This is a genomic window from Dactylosporangium sp. NPDC048998 (genome assembly GCF_043197855.1).
In the GTDB taxonomy this organism is placed as follows: domain Bacteria; phylum Actinomycetota; class Actinomycetes; order Mycobacteriales; family Micromonosporaceae; genus Dactylosporangium.
The window spans coordinates 110,690-125,902 of sequence record NZ_JBICTV010000009.1; the positions used below are offsets into that span (position 1 = coordinate 110,690).

The window sequence follows — 15,213 nt, forward strand, 5'->3', positions numbered from 1 at the left end:
CGGTCTGTCGCGCTCATGAGGCTGCGTCTCATCCGGGATGATGGCGTGGTGTTGATCGTGCGTGCGACGAAGAAGCTTCGTGACCGGATCGGTCCGCCGGACCTGCGCGGCGACGAGCAGTCCACGACGGTGCTCGGCGAGTGGTACGCGACCAGGTTCGGCTGGCGGCCGGACGTCCTGCTCCTGGTCAATGAGTCGACGCTGCTACCGGTGCTGCTCCCGCTCGCCCCGGCCGCCACCGCACTGTCCCGGGCTGCCGACCGTATATCGCCGCGGCAATGGCCACCCATGGCGCCTCGGACGCGATCATCGCTGCCGAGCTCGAACAGATGCGAACGCGCCGGATCGGCCCTACCGCCAACCGCAGTGTCGTCGGGACCATGAACGAGTTCAGCAACCTCGCCGACGCCTACCGCGACCGGGGCATGCAACCGAACCTCGACGGCCTGGCGGCACGGCTCGCGAGCACACCCTGCAGCCCGCTGTACCGCACCCACATCAGTCCCGACCGCGCGTTCACCGCTCTCGTGCACGCGACCCCGCGCCGAGGCGACGCCCCGACGGCATGATCAACATCACCCATACCCGGACACTGGCGGACCGTTCCGGCAGCCCGCGGACCGGGGTGGGGGATCCCGGACGAGCACCCACCGACCACCCGCCCGGATGACCGTCGGCACGAAAAAGCCCCTACCCGGGGTGAAATCCCAGGCTAGGGGCCTTGAAGTGGAGTACGCCGCGTAGGACTTGAACCTACAACCCGCAGATTAAGAGTCTGCTGCTCTGCCAGTTGAGCTAGCGGCGCCCGGCTGAACGGAGGTAACCCTAGCACGGCCCCCTGGGACCTCACCAAACGAGATACCCCCGTCCAGAACGTGGCCCGCGTTACTCTTCGTCGTCCTCCCAGAAGAAGTCAGTCTGGGACGCCTGGTCCGGGTCCTCCTCGAGCAGGTCGGAGTCCGGGCCGGCGAGCTCGTCCATCTCCTCGTCGGCCTGGTCCCAGGTCACGGGCGAATTCGGCATCTCGGCTGTCATGGCACACCCCCGTGGGTACCGGATCGTGATTCCAAACTGGCGAGGCGCGTCCTACCCGGCGTCGGCGGTCCTAACCGCGACCGGCCAGGTGGAGGCGCGCAGCACCAGGGTGGTGGGCATGAGCAGTTCCTCGGGGGTCCAGTCGCCGGCGGTCATCGCGCGGCGCAGCATGCCCGCGGCGAGCACGCCCTGCTCGAAGACCCGCTGGCGGACCGTCGTCAGGTCGAGCAGTGCGCTCAGTTCGTGGTCGTCGAAGCCGATGACCGATACGTGACGTCCGGTACGGCGCAGGGCGCTGAGGGCTCCGAAGGCGAGTTCGTCCGATTCGGCGAACACGGCGGTCGGCGGGTCGGCGAGGGTGAGCAGGCGACGCATGGCCTGCTCGCCGCCGTCCATGCCGTGCGGTACCGACATGACGAGCTCCGCGGCGATGGGGATTCCGGCGCCGGCGAGCGTTTCGACGTACGCGCGCCGCCGTGCGTGCGCGACCGGCAGGAACATGCTCTGGTCGTTGTACGTCGAGATCATCCCGATGCGCCGGTGGCCCAGCGCCAGCAGGTGCTGCACCGCCGTGGACGCGGCGGCCAGGTCGTCGATCCGGACGCACCCGGCGCCGGGGACGTTGTGGCCCACGGCGACGATCGGGACGCCGAGCGACAGCAGGTCGGCGATCTCGCCGTCGGTGAACTGCATGGCCACGGTGAGCACGGCGTCGACGCGGCGGCGCAGGGGGAGGGCGCCGAAGAATCGCTGCCGGGCCGGGATGTCGCCGATGTTGTACAGCAGCAGGTCGAGGGAGTGCTCCCGCAGCACCGACTCGGCGCCGGCCACGATCTGGCCGAAGAACCAGCGGGATGCGTACGGGACGATGACGCCCACCGTGTACGTGCGCCCGCTGGCCAGGCGTGACGCGATCGGCGAGACGACATACGAAAGCGACGCCGCGGCCCGCAGCACACGGTCGCGCGTCTCGTCGGAGACGTTGGGCAGCCCGCGGAGGGTGCGCGACACGGTTGCGGTCGAGACTCCCGCAAGCCGAGCAACATCCTCCATGCTGACGGGCGGTGGAACGTCAGCCACACGCGGAAGGCTAGGCAACGCGGGCACCAACGGCAATATGTCCACCGTGTTGCTAACTCGTTATCGATGAATGCGCCTGAAGGGCTCGACAAACCGACCTTGCAAACGCTTACATCCGAGGAACACAAGGCACACCCCAGCACACCGGCCACGCGGGCGAAGGCTGTTCGCCCCGGACCGGGTATAGCCAAAAGGAGGCTAACCATGGCCGTCCTCTCGAGGCGGCGTCGGGCGTTCACGCTCGCCGGTGTGGCCACGCTGGCCCTCGCCGCATCCGCCTGCGGCGGTGGCGACAGCAGCACCGGCTCCAACAACGCCGACAAGCCCGAGTGCGCGCCCTACGCGCAGTACAAGGTCGACAAGACCAAGCACGTTTCGATCTACGCCACGATCCGCGACACCGAGGCCGACAAGCTCGAGCAGTCGTGGAAGCAGTTCTCGGACTGCACCAATATCAAGATCGACTACGAGGGTTCCGGCGAGTTCGAGACCCAGATCAAGGTCCGCGCCGACGGTGGCCAGCCGCCGGACATCGCGGTCTTCCCGCAGCCGGGCCTGCTCGCCTCGTTCGTCAAGAGCAAGCAGCTCAAGGAGCTGCCGGCGCCGGTCAAGGCCAACCTCGACAAGAACTGGTCCAAGGACTGGGCGAAGTACGCCACGGTCGACGGCAAGGTCTACGGCGTCCCGATGGGCGCCAACGTCAAGTCGCTGGTGTGGTACTCGCCGCAGCTGTTCAAGGAGAAGGGCTGGTCGGTCCCGACCACCTGGGACGAGATGATCGCCCTCTCCGACAAGATCGCCGCGAGCGGCATCCAGGCGTGGTGCGCGGGCATCGAGTCCGGTGACGCGACCGGCTGGCCGGCCACCGACTGGATCGAGCAGATCGTCCTGCTCGAGCAGGGCCCGGAGGTCTACGACCAGTGGGTCGACCACACCATCCCGTTCAACGACCCGAAGATCCTCTCGGCGGCCGAGCGCACCGCGTCGATCCTCAAGAACCCGAAGTACGTCGGCAACCCCAAGACCATCGTGACCACCTCCTTCCAGGAGGCCGGTCTGCCGGTCAAGGACAAGAAGTGCGGTCTGCACAAGCAGGCCAACTTCTACTCCAACCAGTGGCCGAAGGGCACGAACATCGGCCCGGACGGCGACGTCTACGCGTTCTACTTCCCGTCGCTGGACCCGGCCAAGGGCAAGCCCGCTGAGGTGGGCGGCGAGTTCGTCTCGGCGTTCTCCGACCGCGACGAGGTCGTCAAGGTGCAGACCTACCTCGCCTCCGGTGAGTGGGCCAACAGCAAGGCCAAGCTCGGCGACTGGATCTCGGCCAACAAGAGCCTGGACGTCAACTTGGTGAGCGGCGCCATCGACAAGGTGTCGGTGCAGATCCTGCAGGACCCGGCCACCGTGGTCCGGTTCGACGCCTCGGACCTGATGCCCGCCCAGGTCGGCGCCAAGTCCTTCTGGACCGGCATGACCGACTGGATCAACGGCACCAAGGACACGAAGGCGACGCTGGACTACATCGAAAGCACCTGGCCCAAGTAGCGAACTGAGGTCCGGGTCCGGCGCTGTGGTGCATGTCGGCACCACAGCGCCGGACCCGGCTGGTCGGAGGACACCCCATGGAATACGACTTCTCCGAAGACGTCGCCAAGATCTGGCCGACGCTCCTGTTCATGGCCGGCTTCGTTGTGGTCGTCGGCGCGCTGCTGCTCGTGCTCGACGTTCTGCCCCGGTGGGGGAGGGGCAAGGAGCGGCTCCAGGCGATGGGCTTCCTCGGGCCGGCGCTGGTCCTGGTCTGTCTGGGCCTGGTGTACCCGCTGATCCGCACGGTCTACCTGTCGTTCTTCAACGCCGAGGGCGACACCTTCATCGGCGTCGACAACTACAGCTGGATCTTCACCAACGACGACACCCTGCTGATGCTGCGGAACACGCTGCTGTGGGTCGTCTGCGTGCCGCTGTTGTCGACCGCGTTCGGCCTTACCTATGCGGTGCTGGTGGACAAGGCCCGCGGCGAGGGCATCGCCAAGTCCCTGATCTTCATGCCGATGGCGATCTCGCTCGTCGGCGCGTCGATCATCTGGAAGTTCATCTACGCCTATCGCGACCCGGGCGTCGAGCAGATCGGCCTGCTCAACCAGGTCCTGGTCTGGCTCGGCTTCGAGCCGCAGCAGTTCCTGAGCAACTCGCCGGGCAACACGTTCTTCATGATCATCATGCTGATCTGGATCCAGGCCGGCTTCTCGATGGTCATCCTGTCCGCCGCCATCAAGTCGATCCCCGCCGAGATCGTCGAGGCGGCCCGGCTCGACGGCGCCAACCCGTGGCAGATGTTCTGGCGCGTGACGATGCCGAGCATCCGCCCCGCCGTCGTGGTCGTGGTCGTCACCATCACCATCGCCACGCTGAAGGTCTTCGACATCGTCCGGACCTCCACCGGCGGTCAGTTCAAGAGCAGCGTGCTCGCCCTGGAGATGTACAACCAGGCGTTCCGCTCCTACGACAGCGGCAAGGGCTCCGCGCTCGCGGTCCTGCTGTTCGTCCTGGTCGTGCCGATCGTCATCTACCAGGTCCGGCAACTGCGGCACCGAACGGAGGTTCGATGAGCACCGTCAGCACCAAAGCTCCCGAGGCCGGCACCGCGCACGTGCCCGAGACGGAGAGCAGGGCGAGCCGGGTCCGCCGGAAGCTCACCTCCCGGGCCGCCAGCATCGTGTCGATCATCATCGCGCTGGTGTGGACGATCCCGACGTTCGGCCTGTTCGTGTCGTCGCTGCGTCCGGAGAACGACATCAAGACCACCGGCTGGTGGACGTTCTTCAAGCACCCCACGCTGACCCTGGAGAACTACAACGAGGTCGTCTTCGGTACCTCGGGCACCTCCGGCCGGCTCGCCAGCTACTTCGTCAACTCCCTGGTCATCACGGTGCCGGCGGTGCTGTTCTCGGTCATCCTGGCGGCGATGGCGGCGTACGCGCTGTCCTGGCTGAACTTCCGCGGCCGCGATTGGATCTTCATCGGCGTGTTCGCCCTGCAGATCGTGCCGCTGCAGATGGCGCTCATCCCGCTGCTGAAGCTGCTGCACAACTACACCGAGTGGGGTGGCGGCTTCTTCGCCGTGTGGTTCGCGCACACCTGCTTCGGTCTCCCCCTGGGCGTGTTCCTGCTGCACAACTTCATGGCCGAGCTGCCGAAGGACATCTTCGAGGCGGCCCGGGTGGACGGCGCACGTCCGGCGATGACGTTCCGGCGCATCGTGCTGCCGCTCATCACGCCGGCGCTCGCCTCGCTGACCATCTTCCAGTTCCTCTGGATCTGGAACGACCTGATCGTGGCCCTGGTCTTCACCTCGGGGCCGGGCACCCGCCCGCTGACCGTGCGGCTCGCTGAGCTCGCCGGCACCCGGGGCAACGACTGGCAGCGGCTGACCTCCGGCGCGTTCGTGTCGATGATCATCCCGCTGGCCGTGTTCCTTTCCCTGCAACGCTATTTCGTACGCGGCCTGCTGGCCGGTGGAGTCAAGGGGTGAGTCCGCTGCTCTGGTGGCGCGATGCCGTGATCTATCAGGTCTACCCGCGCTCGTTCGCCGACGCGGACGGCGACGGGATGGGGGACCTGCGCGGCATCACGTCGCGCCTCGACCACCTGGTCGAGCTGGGCGTCGACGCCCTGTGGATGTCGCCGTTCTACCCGTCTCCACAGCACGACGCGGGGTACGACGTCGCGGACTACCGCGACGTCGACCCGCGCTTCGGCACCCTCGCCGACTTCGACGCCCTCGTGACCGCGGCCAAGGAGCGCGGCCTGCGGGTGATCGTCGACCTGGTGCCCAACCACACCTCGAGCGACCACGCGTGGTTCCAGGAGGCCCTGGCCGCCGGCCCCGGCAGCGCGGCCCGCGACCGGTACCACTTTCGCAAGGGCCTCGGCGTCGACGGCGAGCTGCCGCCCAACGGCTGGCAGAGCGTCTTCGGCGGCCCGGCCTGGACGCGCGTCGCCGACGGCGAGTGGTACCTGCACCTGTTCGACACCAGCCAGCCGGACCTCAACTGGGATCTCCCCGAGGTGCGGGCCATGTTCGAGGACGTGCTGCGCTTCTGGCTGGACCGCGGCGTCGACGGCTTCCGCGTCGACGTCGCGCACGGCCTGATCAAGGAGAGCGGTCTGCCCGAGTGGACCGCGGCGCAGGTGCCGATCACCAGCCCCGGCGCCGAGCATCGCACCCCGCCGATGTGGGACCAGGACGGCGTGCACGAGGTGTACCGCTCGTGGCGGCGCATCCTCGACGGCTACCCCGGCGACCGGATGATGGTCGGCGAGGCGTGGGTCGCCCCGGCCGAGCGGCTCGCCCGGTACGTGCGCCAGGACGAGATGAACCAGGCGTTCAACTTCAACTATCTGATGGCCCCGTGGACCGCCGCCGACCAGCGCGAGGCGATCGAGTCCAGCCTGGCCGGCGTGGAGCCGGTCGGCGCCAGCTGCACCTGGGTGCTGTCCAACCACGACGTGGTCCGCCACGCCAGCCGGCTGGGCTTCGCGCCCGGCTACTCCACGCAGGGCGGCATCGGCGATGACGACCCGCAGCCGGACGAGGCCCTCGGCCTGCGCCGCGCCCGGGCGGCCACGATGCTGATGCTGTCGCTGCCCGGCTCGGCGTACCTGTACCAGGGCGAGGAGCTCGGCCTGCCCGAGCACACCACGCTGCCCGACGACGTGCGCCAGGACCCGACCTGGTTCCGCTCCGAGCACGAGGTCCGCGGCCGCGACGGCTGCCGCGTGCCGATCCCGTGGGAGGCGGACGCCCCGGCGTACGGCTTCGGCCCGAGCGGGAAGACCTGGCTGCCGCAGCCGTCGGACTGGGCCCGCTTCGCCGCCGACCGGGAGCGGGAGGTGCCGGGCTCGACGCTGTCGATGTACACCGAGGCCCTGCGCCTGCGCCGGAAGCACGGGCTGGGTCAAGGTACCGTCGAATGGCACGAGGCGGCCGACGCGATCGACTTCCGCAACGGCCCGGTCCGGGTGATCACCAACTTCGGCAAGGTCCCAGCCCCGCTGCCGCCGGGCGAGGTCCTGCTGGCCAGCGGCGACCTGGCCGCGGACGGCACTCTCCCCCCGGACACCACCGCCTGGCTGCGCGCATGACGGCCCGGGGCGTGACAGCCCCGGCTACCGTCGAACCATGAGCGCACTCATCGCCCTGGTCTACAGCTACCTCAGCCCGGCGACCCTGGACGCCCTGGACGCCGGGCTGGAGCTCGACCGGCGTCGCCGCAGCTACGGCGGCAGCCTGATCGGCTGCTGCTGCGCCGTGGTCGTGGTCATCGCGATCGTGGTCTTCGTGATCGTCATGCGCCGGCGCCGCCCGCGGGCTTGATTTTCGCCGCCGCCCCGCCGATGGGGGGATTGCGACCCCTCCGGAAGGGCATCATGCGGCCATGGCGCGAGTCCTGCTCATCGACGACGACGCGGAGATCCGTGAAACGACCGCCATTCGCCTGCAGATCGGCGGCCATCACGTGATCTCCGCCGCCAGCCCGCAGGAGGCCCTGAACGTGGCGGCGGACCACCCCCGCTTCGACGTGGCCGTGCTGGACGTGCACCTGCCCCGCGCGGACGGCGACGAACTGCTGGACCTGCTGCGCCACAACAGCGCCACGGCGGATCTGCCGGTGGTCTTCTACAGCTCGAACACGCCGCACGCGACGTCGGTGCACGGGCTGTCGCTGGCCGATTCCCGGCTGACGAAGGGCCGCCCGCTGAACAGCCTGCTCGCCACCATCAATTGCCTTTCAAACTAGAACTTTGCTCGGGTCCGTATCACCTGCGGACCGTTCCTCCCGCGAGATACCGGTCGACGCTGACGCGTCTCCCTGCGAGGTCCGCGGGGCAAGAACACGATCATGCGCTCGGCGGTCGCGGGTGCGCGGGGTTTCCATCATCACGGAGTGAACGTGCTGCTCCTTGTACATGTTGACTCCGTGATCACGGCGAACCGCGCACGCCCGGCCAGCGTCGGCTCGGACTCGGCTCCTCGAGATGCCAACGGCTCAATTGGCGGCGGATTTATCCGCCACTCCGTGACGGATAAATCCGACTTTTCGGTTATGTCCGAGCCGCGAACCTCGGCGCTCCGGTGGCGGCCGTCGGCTGGCCGGCCGGTCGGCGGCGCTCCTGGAGTTGGCGAGGGGTGTCCGGCTGGTCGGCGGTCGGCCGGCGGCGCGCCCGGAGTTGGCGAGGGGTGCGGAGGTGTCTGGTCGGTCGTGTCCCGCCTGCGACGGCGTGGGTTCCATGGCTGTGAGTAACAGTCGCCGCACGCGGCGCAGGGTTCACGGTGGTGGGGGCAACTCGGTGGATCACCCGGACATGAGGAGCGAATCTCGAGTTTTCGCAGGTCAGGGATGGGTAGGCTTCGCACCGGGCGCGGCGCCGCGGCAGAGTGGCGACAGGGATGGGGCGTTTGGGCGCACCGGAACACCGCGCCGACCGAAGGGGGTGTCCGCTTGATGCGGATCGATTTGCGGATCGGGTGCAACGCCGGGCGCATCGCCGTCCCAGTGGAAGGCTACGGCCATGTGGCCGCCTGAACACGAGCGCTTCGCGGACCGTTCGGCCGCAGGACGCATGCTCGGCACCGCCGTCGCGGAACACTTGCGGCAGATCGGAACCCGCGCCGCAACAAGCATGGACGCGGCGCAGACGCGCGCTCCGCTGGTGCTGGCGCTGCCGAGGGGTGGGGTGCCGGTCGGCGTTGCGGTGGCCGAGGCCATCGGGGCGGACTTCGACCTGGTCATCTCGCGCAAGATCGGTCTGCCCTGGCAGGCGGACCACGGGGTCGGCGCCATCGCCGAGAACGGGCCCGCCGTGTTCGATCTGAGCGCGGTCGCCGCCGTCGGGCTCAGCGTCAGCGACCTCTCCCCGGCGGTACAGCGCGAGCGGGTCGAGCTGCGCCGGCGCCAGGAGCGCTACCGCGGCGCCCGGCCCAACCCGGACGTGGACGGGCGAGTGGTCGTGGTCGTGGACGACGGGCTCGCGACCGGGGTGACCGCCCGGGCCGCGGTCCGCGCGCTGCGGGCCGGCAAGCCGGCGCACCTGGTCTTCGCCGCTCCCGTGTGCGCGGCGGAGTCGGTCGACCTGCTCGCCACTGACGTGGACGCGGTTCTGGACATTCACAGCCCGCGCGAGTTCCACGCGCTGGGGCTGTACTACAGCGACTTCACCCCGCTCACCGACGCTCACGTCCTGCAGATGTGCACGCGGATGTGGGAGGCGACCAAGGTGCCGGCCCCGGTGTGAACCACGTATAGACCACGGTGCGAACCACGAGTTTTCGCACCCGTCGCGATCCCGGCATCGAGAAGGTGCCGGGATCGCGGTGTTTATAACGCAGGGGGTGGGTAGAGCATCACCCTATGAGGGCGGAAGATCTGCGGGCCCGCGTCGAGCGGCGGGGGGATGCGACGGTCGTGCGCCTCGACGGGGTGCTGGACGTGGACAGCTCGCCGTCGCTGCGCTCGGCGGTCCTCGCCTGCCTGGCCGCGGAACCCTCCGTGATCGTGCTCGACGTCGCCGACCTGCGCCACAACGACGACGTGGCGCTGACCGTCCTGCCGGCGCTCGCCCAGCACGCCGCCGCCTGGCCGGGCAGCGCGATGACGCTGGCGGCCGCGCCTCCACCGCTGGCCTCGGCGCTGGACCGGATGGCGGTCGCCCGGCTGGTACCGGTGTTTCCGACGACCGACGCCGCCCTGGCCAACGCGTCCGGCGCGGGCGAGCGGATGCGCGTTCGGCTGCAGCCGATGCTGGACGCGACCGCGGCGGCCCGGCACCTGGTCGGCCGCGCCTGCATGCGGTGGGGCGTCGAGCGCGTCCGTGACGTCGCCGAGCTGGTCGTGACCGAGCTGGTGAGCAACGTACTGCGGCACGCCGGCACCGAGATGGAGGTCGGCGTCGCCCGCGATCGGCGCCTGCTGCACGTGTCCGTGCGCGACCACGGCTCCGGCCTGCCCCGCCTCGGCGGCCGCGCGCACGAAGAAGCCCGCGAGGAAGAACGGGCCCGCGAAGAGAAGCGGGCCTGGGATGAGGAGCAGGAAAAGGACGAGGGGCGGGAAAAAGACGAGGATAAGGACGAGTGGCAGGACGGCGGCATGCTGCGCGAGGATGGGCGTGGGCTGCTGGTGGTGAGCGCACTGTCGCACGCGTGGGGATGCATCCCGGTGCCCGACGGAAAGGTGGTCTGGGCGACATTGCGCATTTAAAAAGCTCACCCACGAACTCATCCTTCCGCTTTGAAAATGGGCGCGAATTGGTGCGTACAGTGATCCGGAAAGCAAATCCGCCTGACTGATTAGGGGGAGTCTCCGCCATGGAGACAATGCCTACGGATTCGGTACCTGCACTGGACATCTGGCGGAATGGGGACGACGAGGTCCTGCGTCCCTCCGGAATCCTCGACTATGCGGCGAGCGTCGGCCTGAGGGTCGCGCTTTCACGACGGCTCGACGCCGGCCAGCTGAACCTGACCGTCGACCTGTCCCGGCTGCGCCTGCTGGACTGCGCCGCGGCGGACACGCTGCTGCACGCCCAGTCCGAGGCCCAGGAGCGCGGCGGCGCCCTGCGCGCGCCCGGCGCGAGCGACCTCGTCCTGGACGTGCTGGAGATCATCGGCGCGGCGAAGCAGCTCCGTGCGTACGACGACCCGCCGCCGGGCGCGCCCCCGGTGCAGGAGGACGAGGCGGAGGACGTCGAGCCGCCCAGCCAATGGACCACGGTCAACGAGCTGCTGCGCCAGGCCGCGGCGATGGACCGCGGCGACCCCAGGCGGGGGGCGCTGCGCGATCGCGCCGTCGCGCACAGTCTGCCGCTGGCCGACCGGCTGGCCCGCCGTTTCCACGGCATGGGGGAGTCACCCGCGGACCTGAGCCAGGTCGCCGCGCTCGGGCTGATGAAGGCAATCGAGGGCTTCGACCCGGACTACGGCACCGACTTCGGCGGCTACGCCACCCCGACGATCGTGGGAGAGCTGAAGCGGTACTTCCGCGACAAGGGCTGGGGCGTGCACGTCCCGCGCCGGCTGCAGGAGCTGCGCATCGAGATCAACCGCGTGCGCGACTCGCTGGGCCAGCGGCTGGGCCGGTCACCCACCCCGAAGGATGTGGCGGATCACCTCGGCATCGACGAGGAGCAGGTGCTCGAGGCGCTGGTGGCCTCCTCGGCGTACCGCCCGGTGTCGCTCTTCGCCCCGCTCGGCGGCGACGACGACGCCGGCACCCTGGCCGACGTGCTCGGCGACGACGACCGCGACATCGACGGCGTCGAGTTCCGGCAGGCGATCAAGCCGCTGATCGCCCGCCTGCCCGAGCGCGAGCGGCGGATCCTGTCCCTACGCTTCTACGGCAACCGCACCCAGGCGCAGATCGCGGCCGACCTGGGTATCTCCCAGATGCACGTGTCGCGGCTGCTCAGCCGGACCCTCGACGGGCTGCGCAGGGCGCTGCTCGACGGTTGAGATCACCGCGCGACGGGTAGTAGGCCCCCCGGTTCGACGAAAGGGGAGCCGTGACAGAGCTCCACACCGTGGAGATCGCCGCAGTGCTGCGCCAGCTGACCGCGAGACTGATCGCGAGCGACGACCTCGACGAGGCACTGGAGGACCTCGTCGAGACCGCCGCCGATCTCGTGGAGGGCGCGTCCTGGTGCGCGGTCACACTGGTCCGCTCGGGCGGGCCGTCCACGGCGGCGGCATCGTCCGGGCTGCCGGAGTCGCTGCTCGACAGCCAGTACGGCAGCGGCGCCGGCCCGTCCATGGAGGCGATCCGCGCCCGGGACCTCGTCCTCAGCGACGACCTGGCGGCCGACTCCCGCTGGCCGCAGTGGCGGTCCCACGCGCTGGCGGCGGGGGTGAAGGCGGTGCTGGCCGTGCCCGTCGACATCGACGAGCACGTGATCGGCGCGCTCACCGTCTACACCGCCGAGCCCGGGAGCTTCACCAGCGACGTCGGGCTGACCGCGATGCTCGTCGCCGAGCACGCCGGGCTGCTGCTGTCCGCCGTGCTCGACCGCGGCCGCCGCGCGGACGTGCACGCCGAGCTGACCGAGGCGCTCGCCGACGGCGAGACGGTCAACCGCGCCGTCGGCATCATGATGGTCCAGCGCGCCTGCTCCGCCGAGGCCGCGCTGGACGTGCTGCGCAGCACCGCCCGCCGGCTCGACCTGCCGCTGACCACGGTCGCCGGCCGCCTGGTGCAGACGGTCGAGCGCCGGGTCAGCCACGATCGTCAGCCCTGACCGTCAGCCCTGATCGGGGGTCAGCCCTTGACGGTCAGGATGGGGCGCAGCTCGACCACCGGCTCGGCGACGCCCGCGGTGCGCAGGCTCTCCACGACCGGGCGCACCTCCTTGTACGCCCACGGCGCCTCCTGCTTGAGGTCGCGCCGCCATGCGGCGATGATGTCGCGGCGGGCTGCCACCGCGGGATCGCGATGGTTGAGCGGAGTGACCACCCGGAACTCGCGCAGGAACTCGTCGAGCTCGGCGTCGCTGCCGCGGGCCGCCGCGCCGCGCGGCACGCTGCGCCCGGCGCCGTGGCAGGCGCTGCCCAGCGCCCGCTCGTTGCCCAGGCCGCGCAGCAGGTAGCTGGGCGCGCCCATCGAGCCGGGCACGATGACCGGCTCGCCCCACCCGTCGGCGCTCGTCCCGGCCGGCGTGGCGCCCTTGCGGTGCAGGACCACCCCGTCCGGGTGGTCGCCCGAGTCGTCGCCGGGCCAGAGCAGATTGTGCGGCGCGTCGTACACCAGCCGAGCGTCCAGCTCGCCGACCGCCGCGCTCAGGCCCGCCCGCAGCATGAGCGCGAGGAAGTACCGGTTGCCGATCGCGAAGTTGGCGGCGTTGGCGAAGGCCGTGAGGTACCGCCGCCGGCTCTTCTCCGTGCGCTCGTCCAGCAGCATGGGCAGGATCCGGTTCTCCGGCATCGGCACGCCGGCCGGCCACGCCTGCTTCGCCAGGTCCCGCCCGGTCGCGCCGGCCTGGTGGCCCAGCGACAGCGAGCCGCTGTGCACCATCGTCACCACGCGCCCGGGCGCGAGGCCCCACGCGTAGGCGGCCGGGCCGTCGTGCACCGCCGAGACGTACTGCAGCTCCGCGAAGTGGTTGCCCCCGCCGACCCCGCCGATGATGCTGTCGTAGCTCACCCCGCCGCCGCTGTCGACCCAGTCCCGGAACTCCTCGGCGGAGTCCGCGGCGAACCCGCTCGCGTGCAGCCGGTCGGCGTCGCGCACGTGCGGGCCGAGCGGCCCCTCGGCGAGCAGGCCCGGCAGGCCCGCGCGCAGCAGGCCCTCGCGCTGGGCCGGGGTGAGGCCGATGTGCCGCCCGCCCTCGAAGAACAGGTGGCGCAGCCGCCGCTCGAGCTCGTCGAGGCGGGGCCGCACCCGGTCGACCGTGAGCGAGGTGACCTCGACCCGCATGCCGCAGTTGATGTCGTTGCCGACCGCCTGCGGGATCAGCGCGCCGGAGGTCTGCAGGACGGTGCCGATCGGGATGCCGGCGCCCTTGTGGAAGTCCGGGGTGCACACCACCCGCTCGATGCGCGGCTCCCACGCGAGGCCGGGGGTGGCGCCGGCCAGCGTGCGCAGGGTCCGCGCGGTGTCGAGCACGGTCAGCAGCTCGTCGATCGCGGCCGGCTCGATGGGCACGTCGGGCCCGGCGCAGATCTCGACCGGTACGTCGTAGGGGTTGGGCAGCGTGGTCCAGGACTCGTCGAGCCGGACGAGGCGGGGGTCGGTCCGCTTGGTCATCGTCCACCGAGGGTAGGCGCGGGGGTGGTGGGCGGCGATCGATTTCGAGCGTGAGGGTCCAGGCGTCCAGGTAGCCGGCGCCGCCTGTCGTACCCCGAGCTGGCCCGCCCGCCGAACTCCGCGTGTGTCGTCCGGATGCCGGTGTCGAGCACGTACGCGGTGACGTTCGGGGGCCGTCGTGGCGTACGTGTAGGTGCCGTCCAGCGGCCGGTACTGCTGGTCGATGCGGTCCAGCCCCCACGGCGCGTTCGCCTCGGTGTCCGCCAGCCGCACCGTACGGTCCTGCTGCACGTAGTCCACCAGCGGGCTTGCCGCGAGCCGCTTCGCGCCCCGCTCGGTGAGCTGGGCCGAGAAGCCCTTGAGCGTCTTGCTGAACGAGCGCCGCACCTGCCCGCCGGACCGCCGCGCCAGCCGGCTCGCGTCCGCCGCGGTCGAGCTCGCCGGCACGGAGTCCTTGAACACCACGATGTAGCGGTCCCGGATCGTGCCGGCCTCGTTCGCGCCCAGGATCGTCCCCTCGGGCGCGGCGAGGGCGGGCGTGCCGAAGCCGGCGAGCCCACCGGCCGCCGCGACCGCGATCAGGGTGGCACGGAGGGAAACGCGCATCGGCGAGGACTCCTCAGGGTCGGGCGGAGAACCGGGCCACTCCAGGCTCGGGACAATGCGGTGCGCTCGCGGTTCGCCACCCGTTGCCGAGGGGTTGCGGTGGAGCCTTTCGTCGGATTTATCCGCCACTTCGTGACGGATAAATCCGACATTTCGGTTATGTGCGGAGTATTGGTCGGGGGCAATGCGGCGGGCCTGCGAGACTGGGCGCATGGAGTCCTCGCTGGCCGTGTTCGACATCGACGGGGTGGTCGCCGACGTGCGGCACCGGCTGAAGTACCTGGACCGCCGGCCCAAGGACTGGAACCGGTTCTTCGCCGCCGCCGACCGCGACCCCGTGCTGGCCGAGGGCGTCGAGCTGGCCCGGGAGTACGCGCGGCACCACGTGCTGGTCTGGCTCACCGGGCGGCCGGAGCACCTGCGCGACCTCACCGCCGCGTGGCTGGGCGCCGCCGGCCTGCCCGCCGAGCTGCTCTTCATGCGGCCCGCCAACGACCGCCGGCCCGCCCGCGACTTCAAGCCCCGCCAGCTCGCGCGGCTCGCCCGGGAGTCGCCGATCGAGCTGGTCGTGGACGACGACCCCGAGGTGGTGGAGCGGCTGCGCGTGCTCGGATACGCGGTGCGCCTCGCCGACTGGGTGCCGCGCTCCTCGACGCTGCGCACCGCCCAGGAGCGCGAGGGCCGGACCTAACCAGCGCGG

The 15,213-nt window shown here is 70.4% G+C and carries 16 protein-coding genes and 1 tRNA gene; 13 read left to right on the forward strand and 4 right to left on the reverse strand.

The window, feature by feature from the left end; genetic code table 11:
* Window positions 1-15 precede the first annotated feature (15 nt).
* Together ACGFI8_RS22225 and ACGFI8_RS22230 are read left to right on the forward strand one after the other, a co-directional pair.
* Complete coding sequence (locus ACGFI8_RS22225; RefSeq protein WP_392807509.1) at window positions 16-384, forward strand: DUF6933 domain-containing protein; 369 nt, start codon at window positions 16-18, stop codon at window positions 382-384.
* On the forward strand, window positions 279-569 hold the full coding sequence (locus ACGFI8_RS22230) for a DUF6933 domain-containing protein (RefSeq protein WP_392807510.1): 291 nt from the start codon (window positions 279-281) through the stop codon (window positions 567-569). The genes ACGFI8_RS22225 and ACGFI8_RS22230 overlap by 106 nt, the downstream gene beginning before the upstream one ends.
* 163 nt (window positions 570-732) lie before the next feature.
* On the opposite strand, the gene ACGFI8_RS22235 is transcribed toward ACGFI8_RS22230, so the two are convergent.
* From ACGFI8_RS22235 to ACGFI8_RS22245, 3 genes are all read right to left on the reverse strand, one after another.
* A tRNA-Lys gene (locus tag ACGFI8_RS22235) sits at window positions 733-805 on the reverse strand.
* A gap of 80 nt (window positions 806-885) precedes the next feature.
* The gene (locus ACGFI8_RS22240) at window positions 886-1,023 is read right to left on the reverse strand and encodes a hypothetical protein (protein ID WP_350552869.1); all 138 of its coding nucleotides are present in this window, start codon (window positions 1,021-1,023) and stop codon (window positions 886-888) included.
* A 63-nt stretch (window positions 1,024-1,086) separates the two neighbouring features.
* Complete coding sequence (locus tag ACGFI8_RS22245; RefSeq protein ID WP_392807821.1) at window positions 1,087-2,088, reverse strand: LacI family DNA-binding transcriptional regulator; 1,002 nt, start codon at window positions 2,086-2,088, stop codon at window positions 1,087-1,089.
* Window positions 2,089-2,319: 231 nt separating this feature from the next.
* Between ACGFI8_RS22245 and ACGFI8_RS22250 the strand changes: the two genes are divergently transcribed.
* From ACGFI8_RS22250 to ACGFI8_RS22295, 10 genes are all read left to right on the forward strand, one after another.
* Window positions 2,320-3,660 carry an ABC transporter substrate-binding protein gene (locus tag ACGFI8_RS22250; RefSeq protein ID WP_392807511.1) on the forward strand — a complete coding sequence of 447 codons (1,341 nt, stop codon included), beginning with the start codon at window positions 2,320-2,322 and terminating at the stop codon, window positions 3,658-3,660.
* A gap of 77 nt (window positions 3,661-3,737) precedes the next feature.
* Window positions 3,738-4,724, forward strand: a complete 987-nt coding sequence (locus ACGFI8_RS22255) for a carbohydrate ABC transporter permease (protein ID WP_392807512.1) — start codon at window positions 3,738-3,740, stop codon at window positions 4,722-4,724.
* Window positions 4,721-5,647, forward strand: a complete 927-nt coding sequence (locus ACGFI8_RS22260) for a carbohydrate ABC transporter permease (protein WP_392807513.1) — start codon at window positions 4,721-4,723, stop codon at window positions 5,645-5,647. Before ACGFI8_RS22255 ends, ACGFI8_RS22260 begins: the two co-directional genes overlap by 4 nt.
* On the forward strand, window positions 5,644-7,260 hold the full coding sequence (locus ACGFI8_RS22265) for a glycoside hydrolase family 13 protein (RefSeq protein ID WP_392807514.1): 1,617 nt from the start codon (window positions 5,644-5,646) through the stop codon (window positions 7,258-7,260). Before ACGFI8_RS22260 ends, ACGFI8_RS22265 begins: the two co-directional genes overlap by 4 nt.
* A gap of 37 nt (window positions 7,261-7,297) precedes the next feature.
* A complete protein-coding gene (locus ACGFI8_RS22270; protein WP_392807516.1) occupies window positions 7,298-7,492 on the forward strand; it encodes a hypothetical protein in 195 nt (64 codons plus the stop codon).
* Window positions 7,493-7,553: 61 nt separating this feature from the next.
* Window positions 7,554-7,916 (forward strand): PleD family two-component system response regulator, encoded by a 363-nt coding sequence (locus ACGFI8_RS22275; RefSeq protein WP_392807518.1) that lies wholly within the window; start codon window positions 7,554-7,556, stop codon window positions 7,914-7,916.
* A gap of 772 nt (window positions 7,917-8,688) precedes the next feature.
* Window positions 8,689-9,411 (forward strand): phosphoribosyltransferase, encoded by a 723-nt coding sequence (locus ACGFI8_RS22280; RefSeq protein WP_392807520.1) that lies wholly within the window; start codon window positions 8,689-8,691, stop codon window positions 9,409-9,411.
* A gap of 116 nt (window positions 9,412-9,527) precedes the next feature.
* The gene (locus tag ACGFI8_RS22285) at window positions 9,528-10,373 is read left to right on the forward strand and encodes an STAS domain-containing protein (protein WP_392807521.1); all 846 of its coding nucleotides are present in this window, start codon (window positions 9,528-9,530) and stop codon (window positions 10,371-10,373) included.
* Window positions 10,374-10,480: 107 nt separating this feature from the next.
* Window positions 10,481-11,623, forward strand: coding sequence for a SigB/SigF/SigG family RNA polymerase sigma factor (locus ACGFI8_RS22290; protein ID WP_392807523.1), 1,143 nt, complete (start codon window positions 10,481-10,483; stop codon window positions 11,621-11,623).
* 50 nt (window positions 11,624-11,673) lie between these two features.
* Window positions 11,674-12,402, forward strand: coding sequence for a GAF and ANTAR domain-containing protein (locus tag ACGFI8_RS22295; RefSeq protein WP_392807524.1), 729 nt, complete (start codon window positions 11,674-11,676; stop codon window positions 12,400-12,402).
* 20 nt (window positions 12,403-12,422) lie between these two features.
* Here the strand turns inward: ACGFI8_RS22295 and ACGFI8_RS22300 are convergent, their stop codons facing one another.
* On the reverse strand, window positions 12,423-14,513 hold the full coding sequence (locus ACGFI8_RS22300) for an RtcB family protein (protein ID WP_392807525.1): 2,091 nt from the start codon (window positions 14,511-14,513) through the stop codon (window positions 12,423-12,425).
* A 211-nt stretch (window positions 14,514-14,724) separates the two neighbouring features.
* On the opposite strand from ACGFI8_RS22300, the gene ACGFI8_RS22305 reads away from it, so the two are divergent.
* Complete coding sequence (locus ACGFI8_RS22305) at window positions 14,725-15,204, forward strand: hypothetical protein (protein ID WP_392807527.1); 480 nt, start codon at window positions 14,725-14,727, stop codon at window positions 15,202-15,204.
* Window positions 15,205-15,213: the final 9 nt, after the last annotated feature.

What these genes read in the sequence shown, in the direction of transcription:
- ACGFI8_RS22225 (WP_392807509.1), top strand. Translation starts at nt 16, where the DNA reads ATGAGGCTGCGTCTCATCCGGGATGATGGCGTGGTGTTGATCGTGCGT.
- ACGFI8_RS22230 (WP_392807510.1), top strand. Translation starts at nt 279, where the DNA reads ATGGCCACCCATGGCGCCTCGGACGCGATCATCGCTGCCGAGCTCGAA.
- ACGFI8_RS22240 (WP_350552869.1), bottom strand. Translation starts at nt 1,023, where the DNA reads ATGCCGAATTCGCCCGTGACCTGGGACCAGGCCGACGAGGAGATGGAC.
- ACGFI8_RS22245 (WP_392807821.1), bottom strand. Translation starts at nt 2,088, where the DNA reads ATGGAGGATGTTGCTCGGCTTGCGGGAGTCTCGACCGCAACCGTGTCG.
- ACGFI8_RS22250 (WP_392807511.1), top strand. Translation starts at nt 2,320, where the DNA reads ATGGCCGTCCTCTCGAGGCGGCGTCGGGCGTTCACGCTCGCCGGTGTG.
- ACGFI8_RS22255 (WP_392807512.1), top strand. Translation starts at nt 3,738, where the DNA reads ATGGAATACGACTTCTCCGAAGACGTCGCCAAGATCTGGCCGACGCTC.
- ACGFI8_RS22260 (WP_392807513.1), top strand. Translation starts at nt 4,721, where the DNA reads ATGAGCACCGTCAGCACCAAAGCTCCCGAGGCCGGCACCGCGCACGTG.
- ACGFI8_RS22270 (WP_392807516.1), top strand. Translation starts at nt 7,298, where the DNA reads ATGAGCGCACTCATCGCCCTGGTCTACAGCTACCTCAGCCCGGCGACC.
- ACGFI8_RS22275 (WP_392807518.1), top strand. Translation starts at nt 7,554, where the DNA reads ATGGCGCGAGTCCTGCTCATCGACGACGACGCGGAGATCCGTGAAACG.
- ACGFI8_RS22280 (WP_392807520.1), top strand. Translation starts at nt 8,689, where the DNA reads ATGTGGCCGCCTGAACACGAGCGCTTCGCGGACCGTTCGGCCGCAGGA.
- ACGFI8_RS22285 (WP_392807521.1), top strand. Translation starts at nt 9,528, where the DNA reads ATGAGGGCGGAAGATCTGCGGGCCCGCGTCGAGCGGCGGGGGGATGCG.
- ACGFI8_RS22290 (WP_392807523.1), top strand. Translation starts at nt 10,481, where the DNA reads ATGGAGACAATGCCTACGGATTCGGTACCTGCACTGGACATCTGGCGG.
- ACGFI8_RS22300 (WP_392807525.1), bottom strand. Translation starts at nt 14,513, where the DNA reads ATGCGCGTTTCCCTCCGTGCCACCCTGATCGCGGTCGCGGCGGCCGGT.
- ACGFI8_RS22305 (WP_392807527.1), top strand. Translation starts at nt 14,725, where the DNA reads ATGGAGTCCTCGCTGGCCGTGTTCGACATCGACGGGGTGGTCGCCGAC.